Source organism: Serratia sp. JSRIV006 (assembly GCF_019968685.1).
Taxonomy (GTDB): domain Bacteria; phylum Pseudomonadota; class Gammaproteobacteria; order Enterobacterales; family Enterobacteriaceae; genus Chania; species Chania fonticola_B.
The window spans coordinates 1,882,654-1,899,099 of sequence record NZ_CP074137.1 but is presented as its reverse complement, the minus strand read 5'-3'; the positions used below and the strand labels follow the sequence as shown (position 1 = coordinate 1,899,099).

At 50.2% G+C, this 16,446-nt stretch carries 13 protein-coding genes; 3 read left to right on the top strand and 10 right to left on the bottom strand.

Annotated features, from left to right (window positions below; genetic code table 11):
- Nucleotides 1-58: 58 nt before the first annotated feature.
- The 10 genes from KGP16_RS08825 to ygbI all read right to left on the bottom strand — a co-directional run bounded on the left by KGP16_RS08825 (nt 59) and on the right by ygbI (nt 13,371).
- On the bottom strand, nt 59-2,152 hold the full coding sequence (locus KGP16_RS08825) for a fimbria/pilus outer membrane usher protein (protein WP_223501169.1): 2,094 nt from the start codon (nt 2,150-2,152) through the stop codon (nt 59-61).
- A gap of 89 nt (nt 2,153-2,241) precedes the next feature.
- A complete protein-coding gene (locus KGP16_RS08820; RefSeq protein ID WP_021805103.1) occupies nt 2,242-2,730 on the bottom strand; it encodes a hypothetical protein in 489 nt (162 codons plus the stop codon).
- Nucleotides 2,731-3,142: 412 nt separating this feature from the next.
- Nucleotides 3,143-3,808, bottom strand: coding sequence for a LuxR C-terminal-related transcriptional regulator (locus tag KGP16_RS08815; RefSeq protein ID WP_223501168.1), 666 nt, complete (start codon nt 3,806-3,808; stop codon nt 3,143-3,145).
- A gap of 100 nt (nt 3,809-3,908) precedes the next feature.
- Nucleotides 3,909-4,568 (bottom strand): fimbria/pilus periplasmic chaperone, encoded by a 660-nt coding sequence (locus tag KGP16_RS08810; RefSeq protein WP_021805105.1) that lies wholly within the window; start codon nt 4,566-4,568, stop codon nt 3,909-3,911.
- Nucleotides 4,569-4,577: 9 nt separating this feature from the next.
- Nucleotides 4,578-6,221 carry a hypothetical protein gene (locus KGP16_RS08805; RefSeq protein WP_223501166.1) on the bottom strand — a complete coding sequence of 548 codons (1,644 nt, stop codon included), beginning with the start codon at nt 6,219-6,221 and terminating at the stop codon, nt 4,578-4,580.
- A complete protein-coding gene (locus KGP16_RS08800; protein WP_209555348.1) occupies nt 6,211-8,694 on the bottom strand; it encodes a fimbrial biogenesis outer membrane usher protein in 2,484 nt (827 codons plus the stop codon). The genes KGP16_RS08805 and KGP16_RS08800 overlap by 11 nt, the downstream gene beginning before the upstream one ends.
- Nucleotides 8,695-8,809: 115 nt before the next feature.
- Nucleotides 8,810-9,478: a hypothetical protein gene (locus KGP16_RS08795; RefSeq protein ID WP_059200281.1), complete on the bottom strand. Its 669-nt coding sequence runs from the start codon at nt 9,476-9,478 to the stop codon at nt 8,810-8,812.
- 77 nt (nt 9,479-9,555) lie between these two features.
- The gene (locus tag KGP16_RS08790) at nt 9,556-10,146 is read right to left on the bottom strand and encodes a common pilus major fimbrillin subunit EcpA (RefSeq protein WP_021805109.1); all 591 of its coding nucleotides are present in this window, start codon (nt 10,144-10,146) and stop codon (nt 9,556-9,558) included.
- A gap of 943 nt (nt 10,147-11,089) precedes the next feature.
- Complete coding sequence (locus tag KGP16_RS08785; RefSeq protein ID WP_037375075.1) at nt 11,090-11,878, bottom strand: winged helix-turn-helix domain-containing protein; 789 nt, start codon at nt 11,876-11,878, stop codon at nt 11,090-11,092.
- A 728-nt stretch (nt 11,879-12,606) separates the two neighbouring features.
- Nucleotides 12,607-13,371 (bottom strand): DNA-binding transcriptional repressor YgbI, encoded by a 765-nt coding sequence (gene ygbI / locus KGP16_RS08780; RefSeq protein ID WP_021805110.1) that lies wholly within the window; start codon nt 13,369-13,371, stop codon nt 12,607-12,609.
- 260 nt (nt 13,372-13,631) lie between these two features.
- Between ygbI and ltnD the strand changes: the two genes are divergently transcribed.
- From ltnD to otnC, 3 genes are read left to right on the top strand one after another with little or no spacing between them, the layout of a single operon-like run.
- Complete coding sequence (ltnD, locus tag KGP16_RS08775; protein ID WP_021805111.1) at nt 13,632-14,546, top strand: L-threonate dehydrogenase; 915 nt, start codon at nt 13,632-13,634, stop codon at nt 14,544-14,546.
- The gene (gene otnK / locus KGP16_RS08770) at nt 14,546-15,808 is read left to right on the top strand and encodes a 3-oxo-tetronate kinase (protein WP_305802308.1); all 1,263 of its coding nucleotides are present in this window, start codon (nt 14,546-14,548) and stop codon (nt 15,806-15,808) included. The genes ltnD and otnK overlap by 1 nt, the downstream gene beginning before the upstream one ends.
- Nucleotides 15,809-15,810: 2 nt before the next feature.
- Complete coding sequence (gene otnC, locus KGP16_RS08765) at nt 15,811-16,443, top strand: 3-oxo-tetronate 4-phosphate decarboxylase (RefSeq protein WP_037375203.1); 633 nt, start codon at nt 15,811-15,813, stop codon at nt 16,441-16,443.
- The last annotated feature ends 3 nt before the right edge of the window (nt 16,444-16,446 follow it).

Below are 16,446 nucleotides of genomic sequence, written 5' to 3'. Positions count from 1 at the left end.
TCCCCAGGGAAGGGGGCTTACGGCATGTCGGCGTCCTGTACCTCTTCGGCACAGCGATTTAATTAAGCAACTCATAATAGGATAAGGCCCCTAATGTCGGCACTTTAACGACTTCATTGGCTGGCTCACCAAACTCCCTCTCCTGGCCTATCTCATCATTGACCACGTTGACCTGATAGGGAATGAGATTGGGGATAATGGCATAACCGCGGCTGTCGGTAACCACATCAACCTGCTCAGGGATCGTCGCATTGGGATGCTTTTTGCTATAAACCAGTGCGTTAGTGTCACCTAACGTTGGCCCTAAGGTAATCCCCGCCTGGTGGGCAACCAATGAACCTGAGCTGTTCGCCGAGTAAAGCGCATAGTTTGTTCCAGACTGGTATCTGATCGCAGATTCACCGGCGGCGTAGCGGTAATTGGCACTCGCCTGATAACTTGCCTTGCTCTGTTTGCCCTTACGGCTAATCACCCGGTAGTTAAGGTTGTTATTTAAATGCCTACCGCTAACGCCAAGCTCAGTTTGATAGTGATCATAGGGGTTATAGCTGTATCCCAGATTCAGGCTGGTGTTATCAATCCCCATTCTCTTTAAGGGTACCCTGAAGGTAAAACCAAACAGCATTTCATTTTTTTGCGTAGGGTATTGATAGTATGACAGGTCAAGATCATAGGATACGTTGACGGTGTTTTGCATAAACCTCAGCGAGTAGAACGTCCGCTTGCCTTGATCTTCTTTGTATTTTTCCTGGTTAATATTGAATGACAAGCTCTGTGAAGTACCAATCAACGCACTTATCGAAAAATCAAAACCATATTCTTTTTTATAGTAATCACAGCAATAATAATCTGTTTTAGCATTATAGGCATAACTATTGAAATCATTAAAGTGAGGCTGTAGATAATACTCGCCATTTAACCTGATGCTGGCATTCGCCTTGTTGAAATTAGCCACATACTGTAAACGCAACCTCTCACCGTTTACCTTGCCCTGCTCTGCCGATGTTATACTGCTGTACTGGTGATTAAAGGTGACATCACCGAATTGATTGAGTCTTTGACCAATACCTAATGAGTGGCTGTAGTAATTGGGTGATATCAGCGCTCCGCCAAATAAAGAGCTTTGTGCAGTGAGACCATATCCAGCGCCTCCCTGAAAGAAAATGGGATTAGACTCTTCCATTCTCTCACGACTCATAAACTTGCCGAATGAGACATCATATTTCCACATGTTCTTATCCAGGATATTGTCCAGTCGACTCCAGGGTACATCATAATAAGCGATGCTACCGTCGCTTTCTCTCACCGTCATGGTAATAGAACCCGATTTGTCAAACAGTTTGATATTTCTCAGCACAAAATCCCCAGTTTGAACCATCGTGCGGTAAACCGGTTTGCCGTTCTGCCGGACCTCAACTTCAGCATCACTGGTGGCCACACCATATACCCAAGGCAACACTGGCCCCTGTGACGAAGGAAACATATTATCGTCAGATGACAATTTTATCCCACGATTGGGGAAGGGATCCAGATAGAAAGTATTATTGTAGCCCTCACCAAAATACAGACGAGAGTTTATCGCGGGGATGTCTCTTTCAGCGTAAAGATCGGAAAACCTTATCCGTTTCTGTGGCATACCCTCATTATCATGAAATTGCCGTGATCTTAATCGCCAATGTTGGTAGTTGATGCCAGACTCTAACTCAACGACTAAGTTATCTTTTCTTTTTCTTCTGATATAACGTTCTCCCTGATATTTTTTATAGTTAACATCATAGTTTATCAGGATAGCTGGAATACCCTCATCTCTATACTCGATAGCCAGGCGAGGATCGGCCTTGACCTCCGTTGACTCTAAGAATGTAAAAAAAAGAAAATTCACCTTATCAATTAAGGTAACGGTAATATTTAATGGATAAAGATCTTTAACTTTGATACAGCCGGTTTGTGGTACCTCACTCATGTTTTCTGGTGAGAGGATTTCCCATTCTATAAGCTTTTTTCTATCAAAACACGGAAAACCGTCCTCCGCCATGTCCAATTCAATATGACCGATATCCCGATCCCCTTGGGAGATATAAAAATACTCACCTGCATGGGCAAAACAGGCTGCCATGAATAGAATAGGAAAAGCGAATAAACTTTTATTCATATTGTTCGGGTGGGAATAATAGAATTTATAAAAATGCACCGGCAGTCATCATTAAACATGCCGGTACATTATTATTGAATTAAAACAGTTTACTTACCTTCGACGGAAGGCAGGATCGCATCCAATTTATCCAACTCACTCATCATGGCACGATAAACATAGAGTTTAGACTGAGCATGGCGCCCATCTAATTTGTTTGTTGCGCCAAGATCACGCAGCTTTTTGAGCAATTTCTGAGTATTTGGTTTGTTGGCATCTGCCTTGGGAATGGCGCTATATTCTGCAAAGAGATCCTGCCACTCTGCTTCCCAAGCCTCTTGCTGGTTGTACCCTGGCGTGATTGCAGTTCTGGTTTTAGCGGCAACGGAACCACAATACTTATGTGCACCACCGCGTGTGCCGTAAATAACCCAGAGAGGCGATTTTTCCCGAGGATCATTGCCATATGACTGGATATCACTGACGCACTTGGTAACTTCATTACGCATATTTTGCTCTTGGCTGCTGATACCAGCAAAAGCATTCGCTGAGAACACCAGAGTACCGAGCATCAAAAGCCCAATTTTGCTTTTATTCATCTATATAGATCCTTCTAGAATAATTAATTAAAAACATGAATACGCCGTTCTTAAAGGCAGAAGGACCTTAATTTATAGCATTTATTAAGACAATAAAATTCAGCTAAAATTTTTTACTTTCGGATCTTTCATGAGAAATTCTTTAATATAACCAGTAAATTCTCAACTTAACACCGGAAATGATAATATTATCACGCTATTAATAACACCAGGCTGGTCGTTTTATAGTCACTTGTAATGTAAAACAGCGAACGATTCGCTTACCAGTGTTATATATATCATTAATATAAATCCTGGAATGAAGAATAAAACCAGAATAAAAGTGATTTGCACTGATTTAAGCCAGGTAGATTGACAGTGGAATTGTTTGAACTAACGCAACTGGCATTACCTGAGAAAGAGCCCTTCTCTCTCAGTGAGGTGGAGCAGGATGTATGCCCGAAATGGCAGTTTCATCCCAGTAGCGGGTTCTGAACGCCAACAGCAGCTGCATAAAGCCAACCTGATTCAGCCCCAACTTGCGCATAATATTCAGCTTATGGGTGCAGACGGTCTTATAGCTGCGCCCGATAACCTGAGCGGCATGCTGTGCATTGGCTCCGGCAACCATCAATCCCAGGATACGCCATTCACAACCTGATAATGGCCGCAGTTCCTGCAACAACAGTTGCCGCATCGCTGGGCTACGATAACTGGCGGTGGGATGAGCCGCCGAAATGGCTGCCAGTAAATAATTCACACTATCGCGCTTGGCCACTAATGAGAGGTGTTTTTGCGTTGCAAGCAGCGACAAAATATCCGGGTTGATGATATCGGTGAAAACCACCAAAGACGCCTTTGGCCAAAGCGTACCGAAGGTCAACACGAATCGCACTACCTGATAAATTTCTTCGGTATGATGGTAGAGCTCCATAATAACCGTTTGCTGTTCATTATCATTGAGTGATGAGACAATATCTTTCAGTCGACTTAGATGGCTGATTTTTTTATTTTTCGGGTCAATCAACGCCTGCAGGCCGATCTTTACCAAAGGATGGGGCTCAAAGAGAATAGACGTCTCGTTATAGAAGGCATACATAATTAATTATCCAATTGAAAATATTTTATTTTTTAGTTTATAAAAACCACCTGAAACCCGCGTTCCTTGCCGAATGGTCAATAAAATCCAATCTGGCTAATTAAATACAACTTTTATCCACGTTGATAAACTTATCGTTATAAATAATAAATTTCTGACCTTGCAGTTTGATACCCGGATGCGACAGCGTATCCCCTGGGCGTAAATACTCGGTGATCCCCTCTTCATCAGTGCTATCACAACCGGGTTTCAGCAGAAACTTAAAAAAGGTATTACCGGTGTTTTTGAGCGTACCGCGCTGCTTGTCAAGCTGGTAGTCAAACAGGGTGACACGCGGTCTGACCACCAGAATGGTATCCATTACCACGATCGGCTCCAGATTGGCACCGGCTTTGTTGCTCTGCCCGGTGGTCAGCAGGTTAGTCGGTACCTCGCGAAATGAGACACGATAATAACGCTCTTTATTATCCTTCGGCCCATGGTAGTAGAACTTGTAATATTCCCCCTGCCCTGCCCGCAGCGTCAGTTGCTTGGGGGCAAACAGCAATTCACCCTCTGCTGGTCGGGTTCGCACCTCTTGCTCCCCTGGCCGATCGATGGCACGAATGGAAACCTGATAAAACCGGGCGCTGGCGTTATTGTTCAACACCCGTTTGGCGACAAAGGACTGATCCTGATCCATCGCAAACGTCATGGTGCCCACGTTGATCGCCCCGGCGGTAAAGGGCAGGAAGATTAGCCATAGCAGCAGAGTTTTCACATCATCCCCTTAATTGATATTGCGCCAGGTTGCCTCAACGTGGATTTCACCGGCGGCATGCACATCACCATACCAGGCGTTACCTTCCACCGTTTTCAGCGAGATCGGTGCGTTCATCGGGATCCTGAACTTGACCTTGGTCTTGTTCATCACCCCCACGTCACCGGAAATATCGTTCCATGGTGTGCTGCTCCACAGGGCGTTGGTCATATCGTGCCACTGGCTGTCACAACCGGCATCAAACACCTGCTCCGTCCCCGTGCTGGTAGTAATACTAAGCTGGGCCGGGAATGGAACCTTCGTGGTATTGTCTGGCGAGGAGAAAATACAGTAGTTGATCCCTCCCAGTGACTGCGTTGGGCCGGTCGCCATAACCCTGACCTGATCGGCATTGGTCTTAGCGCTAGTGGTCACAATATAACCAAATTCCAACGGTGGCTCTGAAGGGCCAACATAGCCTTCCCGGTGCGGGCTGTTATCGAAATCCTCGGAAATAATGCTGATACTGAAATCACGAGGCTTGATGATCAGTTGGTTAGAAGTCGAGAACTCATACCAACCCGATTCCGGCGAGGTGGTGTTCTGGAAACGGAAGTTAATCAGATCGTGCGTACCGCCGTCGGTGATCCCCAGCTTGACCATCTGTTTGAAGAAGTTACTGGCAAAAAACACGTAAACGGCATTGCTGCTCTTCAACTCGTTAAACGTATAGTAGCTGCCGGTACCCGAGGTATTTTTCCAACTGTTGCCATTCAAACTGAATTGCAGATCGGCCGCATTAACCGCCGATGACAGTGCGGCATGGTTGATCGACGGAAAAATATGGATCGAGGTGTTACTGACGCTGCCATCCGTTTGCAGATCGTAGCTGACCATCTTGCACATGATACCGCTGCGGGCACCGACGGTTTGGTTGCGACAGTCCGCATTACCTTCACCGATGATCGGTATCCCATCGCTGTTGACGAACACTTCCGATACCGCATTGGTATTGATGAAGCGCAGGTGTGCTGCTTTGCTATGGGTGACGTTACGTCGATACCAGGTGCCTGAGCTTTGATCCTTGCAACGTTCGCCGTTGCTGGCATTGTAGACAACGTTGGTCTGACAACCGTTGATCTGCATGCTGAACGAAGTGCCCGCTCCCATCTGTTTCAGGTACTGATAAAAACTCGGTGACATCATGCCGTGCATCCATTTTGCCCCACCAGAGGTGACGACAGCACCGTAAAACCCTTTCTCATCGGTGGTTTCTGGCAAGATCAGGCTGGTATCCATGTCACAGCCGGCATACCAGTTGATGCAGCGCAGGCCAAGGAACGGGTTTTTAATTGGCGCATTTTCCAGCCACATATCAAAGCGGTTGTTAGCCGTCAGCCCATAATTATAGCCATTATCGACGTAACCCAGGCTCTGCTGGTAAATGGTGCCGGAACCCCCATATTTCAGGCCGGTCCATTTATTGGCACCGGTCAGCCGCGGATCGAGTCCCCCTGCCGGGGTCACAAAGAAGTTATCGTCCGCATTGTTCTCAACAAAGACAAACTTCATCGTGGCGGCATCTCCCAGATTGGTCGGGTTCACCGCCTGCGCCGGGGCGATGCTCAGCAGGCCACCGATCAACAGCGCCAAACGTATGCTATTAGCCTTCATTGCTCATATCTCCTGGTTGGCCCACTTTGGCGTAGGACTTCAAGCCGCGGCAAACCACGTCGCCGACCCAGACCGCACCCTGTGCCTTGCTCAGATCCAGCGCCACCTCACAGCTTTGATTGTGGCGGTAGGTAAAATCGATTACCGGGAATTTCTTATCCACATCCATCACGAACTCCCCTTTTTCATCCGTACGGGTACGCCCGATATGGTTGTTGATATTGGCGTTGGCCAGCAGCGTGCCATCCTCGGCCTTGATACGGCCAAATACCGTGACCATCTGTTTGATTTGCGGTTCGATGACCGCCACGTTGCCCGGGTACAGCGTCAGGCTGTTCTTACGATTGGTGACGATATCGAAGCTTTCCGCCGAGTTTTTGTTGTTCATCAACTCCACCACATACTGACCGTAAGGGGACAGTGGCAGGTAGTTCTTGTCGCCGGTCAGCTTGACGACGCGGCCATCTACGCGCGCAGTCAGCATGCCTTCATTTTCCAGGCCGGTATTGATAATGATCCCTGAGTTACCTTCATTGCGCCCACTTGCCGCGATATGACGCCCCTGCCAACCAACGCTACCGTTAGCGGTCAGGCTGGTATTCACGTAGCCGTCTGCGGAGCTGCTAACGTTGACGGTGCCGGTAGAATACTTGGTGTCAAAACGGGCGTAGGCACCGCCGTTAAAGCTGTTATCCCCGTTGGTATCCCCGGAGATGGCGCGCGACAGATTGGCCCCCACGGTACGGATCGGCCCATCGGCAATCTCTTTACGCGCCGCAATATTGGCCGTGGTGTAGCCGTTCTGGTTAGAAACCCCGGCGCTGAACCAGTTGCCCAGTGGCAAGGAGAAATCGAGCGCAATGTACTTGCCGGTATTACCGCCGGAATGGCCATTATTGTATCGCTGTACCCCCGCACGTATGCCCAGCGTGCCGTAACGGCCGGTGAACAGATTCTGGTAGTAATCCACGTTGTAATAATGGCTGCTATTTTTCTTGTCGTCGTTATAACTGACGCTGAGCGTGCCGAGGTGAGGCACAATCGCCCCCAAGTTCAGCGAGCCGCCGATCGCCCGGTTATGGGCATCGTTTTGGCGCAGTTTGTTGCCGATCACCGTTTTTTCTTCGTTGGCCCACAGCGTACTGAAACCACCGGGCAGCGTGGCGCTCACGGTGTTGATCAGCGTCCAGGATCGGTCCGTGGCTACCATGCTCTGCGTGCTAACCTGCACCGCATCGATGATCGGTATGCTTAAACGGCCTTCCGCCACCGAAGTACTGTCCAGGGAATAGCCGGACAGCGCCCAGTTAAAGCGAGACAGGTTGCCAGAGGCTGAAGCCCCCAGCAGGTAGCTATCTTTAGCCTCAGCGAAGCGATCGTTGTCGCCATGCCACTCATCCATACGCACCATACCGCCCCAATACTGCCAGAACATCGGCGCACCCGCGGCGTGCAGCGGACTATAGAGTTTGTTAACCCGCTGCATACGGCGGCTGATCACCTGACCATTGACGATCACCTCAACCTGCACATCGTAAATACCGAAAGGCAGCGTGCCGGTATCCACTTCGTGGTTACCCATGGAGAAATTCTGTACGCTGAGCAGGCGGCCATCACGCGACAGGTGAACCTCCCCCGCCGAGGGGAAGAAAGCGACAATCGGCGTTAACGACTGGGTATTATCAAACACCGTCGAATTGGCACGGCTGCCATAGGACATGCCGTAGATTTTGCTCGAATTGATGGTGGTCACTGGGCCCAGCGATTGCAGGTTCCAACTGTCGAGCATGCCTGCGGCAAAGCGTCGGCCAGCGAAGTCACGCTCATACATCACCTTATACAGCGTCGAATCCTGGTTGCTGCTGCCAATCCCATAGACAGAACCGTTCACTTCCACATGATGCTCACGCAGAGAGGTGACGTTATTCAGCGATAAATAGCTGGAGGTAAAACCTTCACTGGCTTTGGTGCGATTGTCGTAAATGCCCAGGTTATAGGCTAGCGTGCTGCTTATCTCATCAACACTCGACGCACCAATATCGCTGGCGCGCTCACGCAATACCGTCCCCAGGGCCGATTGCTTCACCACCAATTGCAGGTTCAACTGGCGGAAATCCAACGCCAGCCAAGCATCATCCGACAGCGTGATGCGTTGCTTATCGTCAAAGTTGGCATCATTGAGCGCATTGAGCTGCTTGGTGATCGCGGCGGTCAACTGTGCGCCACCCTCGTTATCTTCCAGGGTAATTTCGCTGATTTTCAGATGGTTATCATCAAGCACCAGCAATGCGCGCCCAATGCGTTGATCGTCTTTCAGGGTGCTGTTTTGTTCAAAATGCAGCAATAACGGGATGCTCATCCCCTCGCGCAATGCCATGCTGAAAGTCTGGGGGATCAACACGCCATCAATTTGGGTTAACCCGGCGGCAAGAGCCGACTGCCCAGGGATCATCACGGCCGGGATAACGCTCATCCCCACCGCTACTGATATCTTGAGTAATGCACTATCCAGTGCTAGTTTCACGTCTAACTCCTTGAACTATTATGCATCCCTTTACTGCAACATCCCGTGGCAGCCCAACTCAGTGTTATTTGACTTGAATAAATTGCTCTCCATACCAAAGCGCAACGTGGCTTTTCTTATCATTGATATCCACTTTGGACAGGCCACGATCTTTACCTGGCATGACAAAATAGTTTTCCTTGCAGTTGCTGCCTTCTTTCTTATTCTTGCAGGGGCCGTAGGCCACCATTTTGAAGGTGGCATTGCCGGTATTGGTGATTTTGTTATTGGCAAACTGATGATTAAAATTAACCTGACGTGGCGTAACCACTAAAATGGTGCCAATACGCGCCGAGGTGGTGGCCACGCCATTGCGTTTGGCGGTATTCTGCCCCGCATCGGTTAATGCCTGATCAAACCAGACAATCCGGTAATAGCGTTCTTGATTATCTTCTGGCCCCTTATAATAAAAACGGATCACGTCCCTGGCGTTGGCTGGCATCATCAGGCTGGCGGGTGACAACAGCATTTCGTCTTTCGTCGCCATCGGGATCACGGTGCCCGATTCCGTCGGGTCGGAAATCCTTTCTATTTTTATATTCACCAGGCGGCCGCTATCCGTCGTATTTTTAATTTCTTTACTTAGCGTCGCGCTATTACTGGGCATAAAGGAACTGATCGCACCAACATCCAGCGCCAAAGCGCTGTGGCACAGAGACAGCAACAGGGGAATAGAAAAATAGAAACGATTCATAGCGGTATTCCAAACTCTTTAGCTGACAAAAACAGGGGGTTTCCCCCCTGTTAGGACGCATTACTCTGGGGAAAAGATTATGCGGTAGTCCAGGTAGCGTTGAACTCTACGCTCACGTCACCACTCCAGATACCTTCAGGCAGGGTGCTGAAATCCGTCACCGCAGTTGTGCCATCAGCAGTTGCGCCGATAATGGTGAAAGTGAACTGGTCTTGCGCGCTGGTACGAACGGCTTTGTCGTAAGCTGCAGACAGTGCGCTCAGGTTACCACCCAGAACACCGGCCTTAACGTCGATCATGGTAGTTTGAGCGGTTTTGCCTACGTTAGCGCCGTTGTAGTCAACGCCGACTTCCAGGGTAGAACCCGAGGTGTCAAGCTGAGTCAGAGTATTGGATACCAACTTGGAGGTCAGTTTAAAATCGGTGGCGGTTCCTTCGCCCTCGATAGTCACGTCGAACAGACCTTTCTGGCTGTTGAAGCCTTTGATGCCTTCAGCATATTGGAAAGACAGGCTGCCGATTGGCGTCACAACCAACTTGCTGGTGGTATCTTTCTTGGCAGTGGCTGACCAGGTAGCCAAGGCTTGTGCGGTAACGTCTGCTGCCTGAGCGGTGCCCACTACTGCGAATGCTGAAACGATTGCCAGAGCAAGTGTGATCTTTTTCATGGTAAAACTCCCTAAGTTATAGATTTCTATTGTCCGTTAAATGTACCGATCTTTGTCATCTCCACTCACTCCGGTATTGCCAGTTGCTAGCGGGATAACGCCAAGTATTGATATGCAACGTGAGTATGCCTCTCGTCCTACTTGGCGAGAAAAATCTTAACCCAAATAAATCTTAAGATAATCATTAACTAGTAAATGTGAAATGTTTAGATTTAAATCCTGCATTTAATCTTTTTAACACTCAATTAAGGATAGAAATCCCACCCACGCTAGGCGAGTAGCAGAATTATCCTAGATTAATTCGATCAAACATTAATCACGTTATAACTACCGTTATTCGGCGTCCATTCTGGTGAAAAATCAGCCTGTACAGTTATTGCCTGTCAGTTAAGGCAACCCATTTCCTCTCACCCCACCCCTCTCCCAAAGGGCGAGGGAGCTAGTACGGTGCCGTGTTCAAGTGCAGAGAAAAGCTGCGACAGGGTTGATGCAGAGGAGGTGTACCGTAATAAAATTGTGGCACGCTCGGTCCCTTCTCCTTTTGGGCGAGAGAGCTGGTACGGTGCCACGTTCAAGGTGCAGAGGTGAGCGGAAAGAGGGTTATTGCAGAGACGGTGTGCCGTAATAAAATGGTGGCACGCTCGGTCCCCCTCTCCTTTTGTACGAGGGTGGCGGTACTACAGGTGCAGAAGTGAGCAGAGAGAGGGTTGAGACAGTGTGCCGTAATAAAGTTGTGGCACGTTCGGTCCCCTCTCCCTTTGGGAGAGGGCTAGGGTGAGGGGCATTACTGTTTCGGGATAGTGAGCCAGCGGAATAATAAGGGGGATAAATCACTGTAACGATCGTACTTGAGGGGAGATAACGTTAGTAAAGTGGTTAAATCTCAGGCCACGATGTTCTGGCTGTCGGTCGTTCACCCCGCCAGCCAATCAGCATCATTCAATTACAGGGAGGATTCGCTTTCCAGACCAGAGCAAAGTTCAATCTTATGCTCTCGCAAAATCTTGCAGCGGAGAAAAAATAGCCGTGAGATGCCAGAAATATACGACTTCACCTGATTTCCACGTATCAGCAACAGGTATTCATCCGGCTGGCATTGGATTTTTTGCCTTGCCACCTGCGCCAGCACATCATCGCTGAATGCCGGATCTGCCCGAACCGTGGAGTACGACATAAATACCGCGCAGTTACCCGATTTACCCAGATAGCTCTCTTGCCGGATACTTGGATTGAAAATATAGAACGCTATGCCTGCCAACACCACACACACGAAGCCCAGCATCCCCCAACCATAGCGCAAGGAAGCACGGGAGAACACCTTACCTACCACCACGGGTATGGTTTTAGCGACTGATACCGGCGGTTCGGCACCAAGGATCGGCGTATCCTTATCATCTTCACAAGACACAATCTGGATTTCGCTGTGCAGCATAAAACCCACCTTGGGAACCGTGACGATCACCTCCTCATCAATTCCCAGCGCCTTGATCACTCTACGTAACTTGCTCACGCACTGGTTAAGATTATTGTTACTGGAAATCATCCCATAATCATCCCACACCTTTTTGAAGATCACTTCACGGCTCACAGCATCGCCCTGGTGGACAATAAGTAACTGCAGCAAGCGCTTGGATGGGTTGGAGATGGTGACAGTATCGTCAAACAGATCGCTCAAACTCAGCGTTCCGCTATCGACATCGAAGATAATACGGTCATTAAGCTTATATTTCATTATATTCACGACTTTCACTATAAAAACAGACAGCCCAGGCATTAATCGTTAATAAAATCATTTAATTGAAATTAAAAAAAAGCCTTCGTGAACGTTTTTATCGCTAGTAAATAGACCGCGGGTAATTGTCATTAACTGTGGCATTTTTCCTTCTCCCTGGAATAAGAATTTTCTCATGACCAAAACAAAGATTATCGAAACACGCTGATTATTGATATATTGATTCGTTAAATTTCATAAGGATAGATTTTTATGTTGCCATAAATATATTTTTAGCGAAAAAATTCACCAAAACACCTTGCAGAGCCTGTTTTAATGTAAAAATATCGCAGATTTAACCATCACTAAGATCTTACAGGACTGGGAAAGTCGATGTTTTCGGCTAGCGTTGATAACCTTTATCATTTAAATCAATGGTTTTAACCTGTCACTCTGCCAGATAACCGCCTTGACATGACACTGACTTTACATAGCGATATAACCTGGTATTAACCATACTCATTAGGGTGTATATCAGCACCGCATTAAGGTGAATCCATAAAAATAACTCATTAACTTTTTATAGGTAAATATTATGTAGTAGCGGGCTGACGGTGCCACCGGCTGGCACCTGGACGTGATGGAATTATTGCGGCTCAATGCCTGGATTATCTGCTGTGGAGTCTGTAGCCACGATCTTGGGGCAGCGATAACCACCCCGGTGTTTATCAGATTGGCGGGATTGAAAGTCACTGCATCGCAGTAAGCAACGTAATATTTGCCTGCGTAATCGCCTCACGCGCCGCTTCCGGCAGGTGATCGTCAGTGATGATCACCTCAAAGACCGAAATCGGCAGCGCCAGATAGGTGGCCACTTTGCCATATTTGGACGTATCACTTAGCAAAATGCGACGGCGGCTGGCCTCAACGATGGCGTTTTTCACCACCACCTTATCCTCGTTCGGGGTAGACAAACCACGCATACTCCATGAAGAAGCAGAGATAAACGCCAGATCGATAAACAGATTACGTAAAGCCTGAGCCGCAGCGGCCCCGACGCAGGAACGGTTTTCCCGGCATACCGTACCGCCGGTGTGGATCAGCTTGCACTGGCTATGTTCCAGCAGATAGGCGGCAATAACAAAATCGTTGGTCACCACGGTGATATCGTCACGATCGCCGAGCTGACGAGCCAGGGCCAACGTGGTGGTGCCTGCATCCAGGTAGATGCAGCTGTTGGCCGGGATCTGCCGCGCGGCCAGTTGCCCAATGGCAGCTTTCTGCTGGCTGAACATCCCTTCCTTATCCTGATGCGAAGGCTCAATCGCCACTCGTTCGGCCGACTGCACACCGCCAGAAACGGGCAGTACGCTGCCCTGCTCTTCCAGTTTTTGCAGATCGCGCCGGATGGTCATGTGTGAGACCCCGAGCCTTTCGGTCAGTTCAGCTATGCTGACTGCGCCGCGCTCGGACACCAGCGCCAAAATTTGTTGGTGGCGTTCAACAGGTATCACGGTTCCCCCTCTGTGACTACGATGATAATAATTGTGATTTTACGTCAATTTTCGTGCGACGGTAGTAAAGCTTTTCAGGCTGTGAAGTCAGTCATAAACATAAAAAACATTTAAAAGCATTATGTTAGCAAGCGTAACCGTTTTTTCGACCGTCTGTTGCATTGTTAATAATTGTGAAGGTGATCACCGATATCCGCGTCAATAACGCTTACATTTAACACATCAAAACAAATAATCACTAAAATTAACAGAGGTGCATCATGGCACAACCAGGAAACTACGCAGTTTGTATCGTCGGTTTAGGTTCAATGGGCATGGGCGCGGCAACGTCCTGCATCAATGCCGGGCTGACTACCTATGGCGTCGATCTCAACCCTCAGGCACTGGCGGCGCTAAAGCAAGCCGGTGCCAAACAGGCCGCCACCAGCGCAGCAGACTTTGCAAACGAACTGGATGCGGTGCTGCTGTTGGTGGTTAATGCCAACCAGGTAAAACAGATCCTGTTCGGGGATAACGGCCTGGCGGCACAGTTGAAACCCAATACGCCGGTGATGGTGTCATCCACCATTGCTGCTGCGGATGCCAAGGAGATCGAACAGAAACTGTTGGCGTATAACCTGCCGATGCTGGATGCCCCGGTTTCCGGCGGTGCAGCCAAGGCCGCGGCTGGCCAAATGACCGTGATGGCCTCGGGCAGTGAGAGCACCTTTGCCCAGTTGCAACCGGTGCTGGATGCCGTCGCCGGGAAAGTGTACCGCATTGGCGACGAGATCGGCCTGGGGGCAACGGTCAAGATCATCCATCAATTGTTGGCAGGCGTACACATTGCCGCCGGTGCTGAGGCGATGGCGCTGGCCGCACGCGCCGGTATCCCGCTGGACGTGATGTACGATGTGGTCACCAACGCCGCAGGCAACTCCTGGATGTTTGAGAACCGTATGCGCCACGTGGTCGATGGCGACTACTCACCAAAATCTGCGGTAGATATCTTCGTCAAGGATCTTGGGCTGGTGGCCGATACCGCCAAAGCGCTGCACTTCCCGCTGCCATTGGCCTCCACGGCGTTCAACATGTTCACCTCCGCCAGCAACGCAGGTTTCGGCAAGGAAGATGACAGCGCGGTGATCAAGATCTTCGCCGGGATCGAACTGCCAAAGAATAAGGAGAACTCATAATGTTACTCGGAGTGATTGCAGACGACTTTACCGGTGCCACCGATATCGCCAGCTTCCTGGTGGAAAACGGTTTACCTACGGTCCAGCTCAATGGCGTACCGCAGGATGATACCCCTGTCGACTCGCAGGCGGTGGTGATCAGCCTGAAATCGCGCTCCTGCCCGGTCGACCAGGCGGTCGAGCAGTCGTTGCAGGCTTTAGCCTGGTTACAGCGCCAGGGTTGCCGCCAGTTCTACTTTAAGTACTGTTCCACCTTCGACAGCACAGCCCAAGGCAATATCGGGCCGGTTACCGACGCCTTGCTCGATGCGCTTGGCGAACAGCAAACGGTGATTTCCCCTGCACTACCGGTAAATGGCCGCACGGTATATCAAGGCTATCTGTTCGTGATGGACCAGTTGCTGTCGGAATCCGGTATGCGCAACCATCCGGTGACGCCAATGACCGACAGTAATCTGATGCGGCTAATGGAGGCCCAGGCCAGCGGGCGTTGCGGGCTGGTCAACGCGGCAGAGATGGATCGTGGAACCGGTGCAGTGCAGGAAAAACTGCAACAGCTGGCACAGCTTGGCGTGCGCTACGTGGTATTGGATACCCTGAACGAACAGCATCTGCTGACACAGGGCGAAGCGCTGAAAACCATGAAGTTGGTCACCGGAGGTTCAGGGCTGGCGATCGGCATTGCCCGCCAATGGGCGCAGCCGGGCCAGGAAAAAGCCCAATCTGCCGGAGCGCCACAGGGGAAGAAAGCCGTGGTCCTTTCCGGCTCCTGCTCCACCATGACCAACAAGCAGGTAGCACGCTACCGCCAACAGGCTCCGGCACAGAGCATTGATGTCTCTCGCTGCATCACAGCAGGCGAACGCAGCGCCTACGCAGCAGAGCTAAGTTCATGGGTAGAACTGCAGGCCGCACAGCCACTGGCCCCATTGCTGTATGCCACCGCCGAACCGGAGCAACTGCAACGAACCCAGCAGCAATACGGCACCGAAGCCGCCAGCCAGGCGGTAGAAGCCCTGTTTGCCGAAGTGGTTAAACGCCTGCAACAACAGGGTTTCAGCCGCTTTATCGTCGCCGGCGGTGAAACCTCTGGCGTGGTCACCCAGGCATTGGGGATCCGCGGCTTCCATATCGGCCCTTGTATTTCTCCAGGCGTGCCTTGGGTACGCGCAATCGAACAACCGGTATCACTGGCCCTGAAATCGGGCAACTTCGGCGATGAAAACTTTTTCGCCAGAGCACAAACGGAGTTTTCAGTATGACGATGACCGCTGACACTGAACGGCTGGCAAGGGAAGAGATGGTGCGCCTGGGGGCTTCGTTCTTCCAGCGCGGCTACGCTACCGGTTCAGCAGGCAACCTTTCGCTGTTGTTGCCAGACGGTACCCTGCTGGCCACCCCAACGGGCTCTTGCCTGGGGGAGTTGCAGGCAGACAAGCTGTCGAAAGTCAGCCTGAGCGGTGAATGGATTTCTGGCGACAAGCCCTCGAAAGAGATCAGCTTTCACCGCGCGCTGTACCAGAACAACCCGGCGTGCAAGGCGGTAGTGCATCTGCATTGCACCTATCTGACCGCGCTTTCCTGTCTGCAAGGGCTGGATACGGCAAACGCCATCAAGCCGTTCACCCCTTATGTGGTGATGCGCGTCGGCCAGGTGCCGGTGGTGCCTTACTACCGCCCCGGCGATCTGCGGCTGGCGGAAGATCTGGGCAAGCTGGCCCCAAGCTACAAGGCTTTCCTGTTGGCGAACCACGGCCCCGTGGTCACCGGTGAGAGCCTGCGGGAAGCCGCGAACAATACCGAAGAAATGGAAGATGCGGCCAAGCTGATTTTCACCCTCGGCAACCGCCCAATTCGCTATTTAACCGATGATGAAATTGCCGAGTTACGGAGCTGAACC

Coding starts and splice junctions, on each gene's coding strand:
- KGP16_RS08825 (WP_223501169.1), bottom strand. CDS start 2,152: ATGAATAAAAGTTTATTCGCTTTTCCTATTCTATTCATGGCAGCCTGT.
- KGP16_RS08820 (WP_021805103.1), bottom strand. CDS start 2,730: ATGAATAAAAGCAAAATTGGGCTTTTGATGCTCGGTACTCTGGTGTTC.
- KGP16_RS08815 (WP_223501168.1), bottom strand. CDS start 3,808: ATGTATGCCTTCTATAACGAGACGTCTATTCTCTTTGAGCCCCATCCT.
- KGP16_RS08805 (WP_223501166.1), bottom strand. CDS start 6,221: ATGAAGGCTAATAGCATACGTTTGGCGCTGTTGATCGGTGGCCTGCTG.
- KGP16_RS08800 (WP_209555348.1), bottom strand. CDS start 8,694: ATGAGCGTTATCCCGGCCGTGATGATCCCTGGGCAGTCGGCTCTTGCC.
- KGP16_RS08795 (WP_059200281.1), bottom strand. CDS start 9,478: ATGAATCGTTTCTATTTTTCTATTCCCCTGTTGCTGTCTCTGTGCCAC.
- KGP16_RS08790 (WP_021805109.1), bottom strand. CDS start 10,146: ATGAAAAAGATCACACTTGCTCTGGCAATCGTTTCAGCATTCGCAGTA.
- KGP16_RS08785 (WP_037375075.1), bottom strand. CDS start 11,878: ATGAAATATAAGCTTAATGACCGTATTATCTTCGATGTCGATAGCGGA.
- ltnD (WP_021805111.1), top strand. CDS start 13,632: ATGGCACAACCAGGAAACTACGCAGTTTGTATCGTCGGTTTAGGTTCA.
- otnK (WP_305802308.1), top strand. CDS start 14,546: ATGTTACTCGGAGTGATTGCAGACGACTTTACCGGTGCCACCGATATC.
- otnC (WP_037375203.1), top strand. CDS start 15,811: ATGACCGCTGACACTGAACGGCTGGCAAGGGAAGAGATGGTGCGCCTG.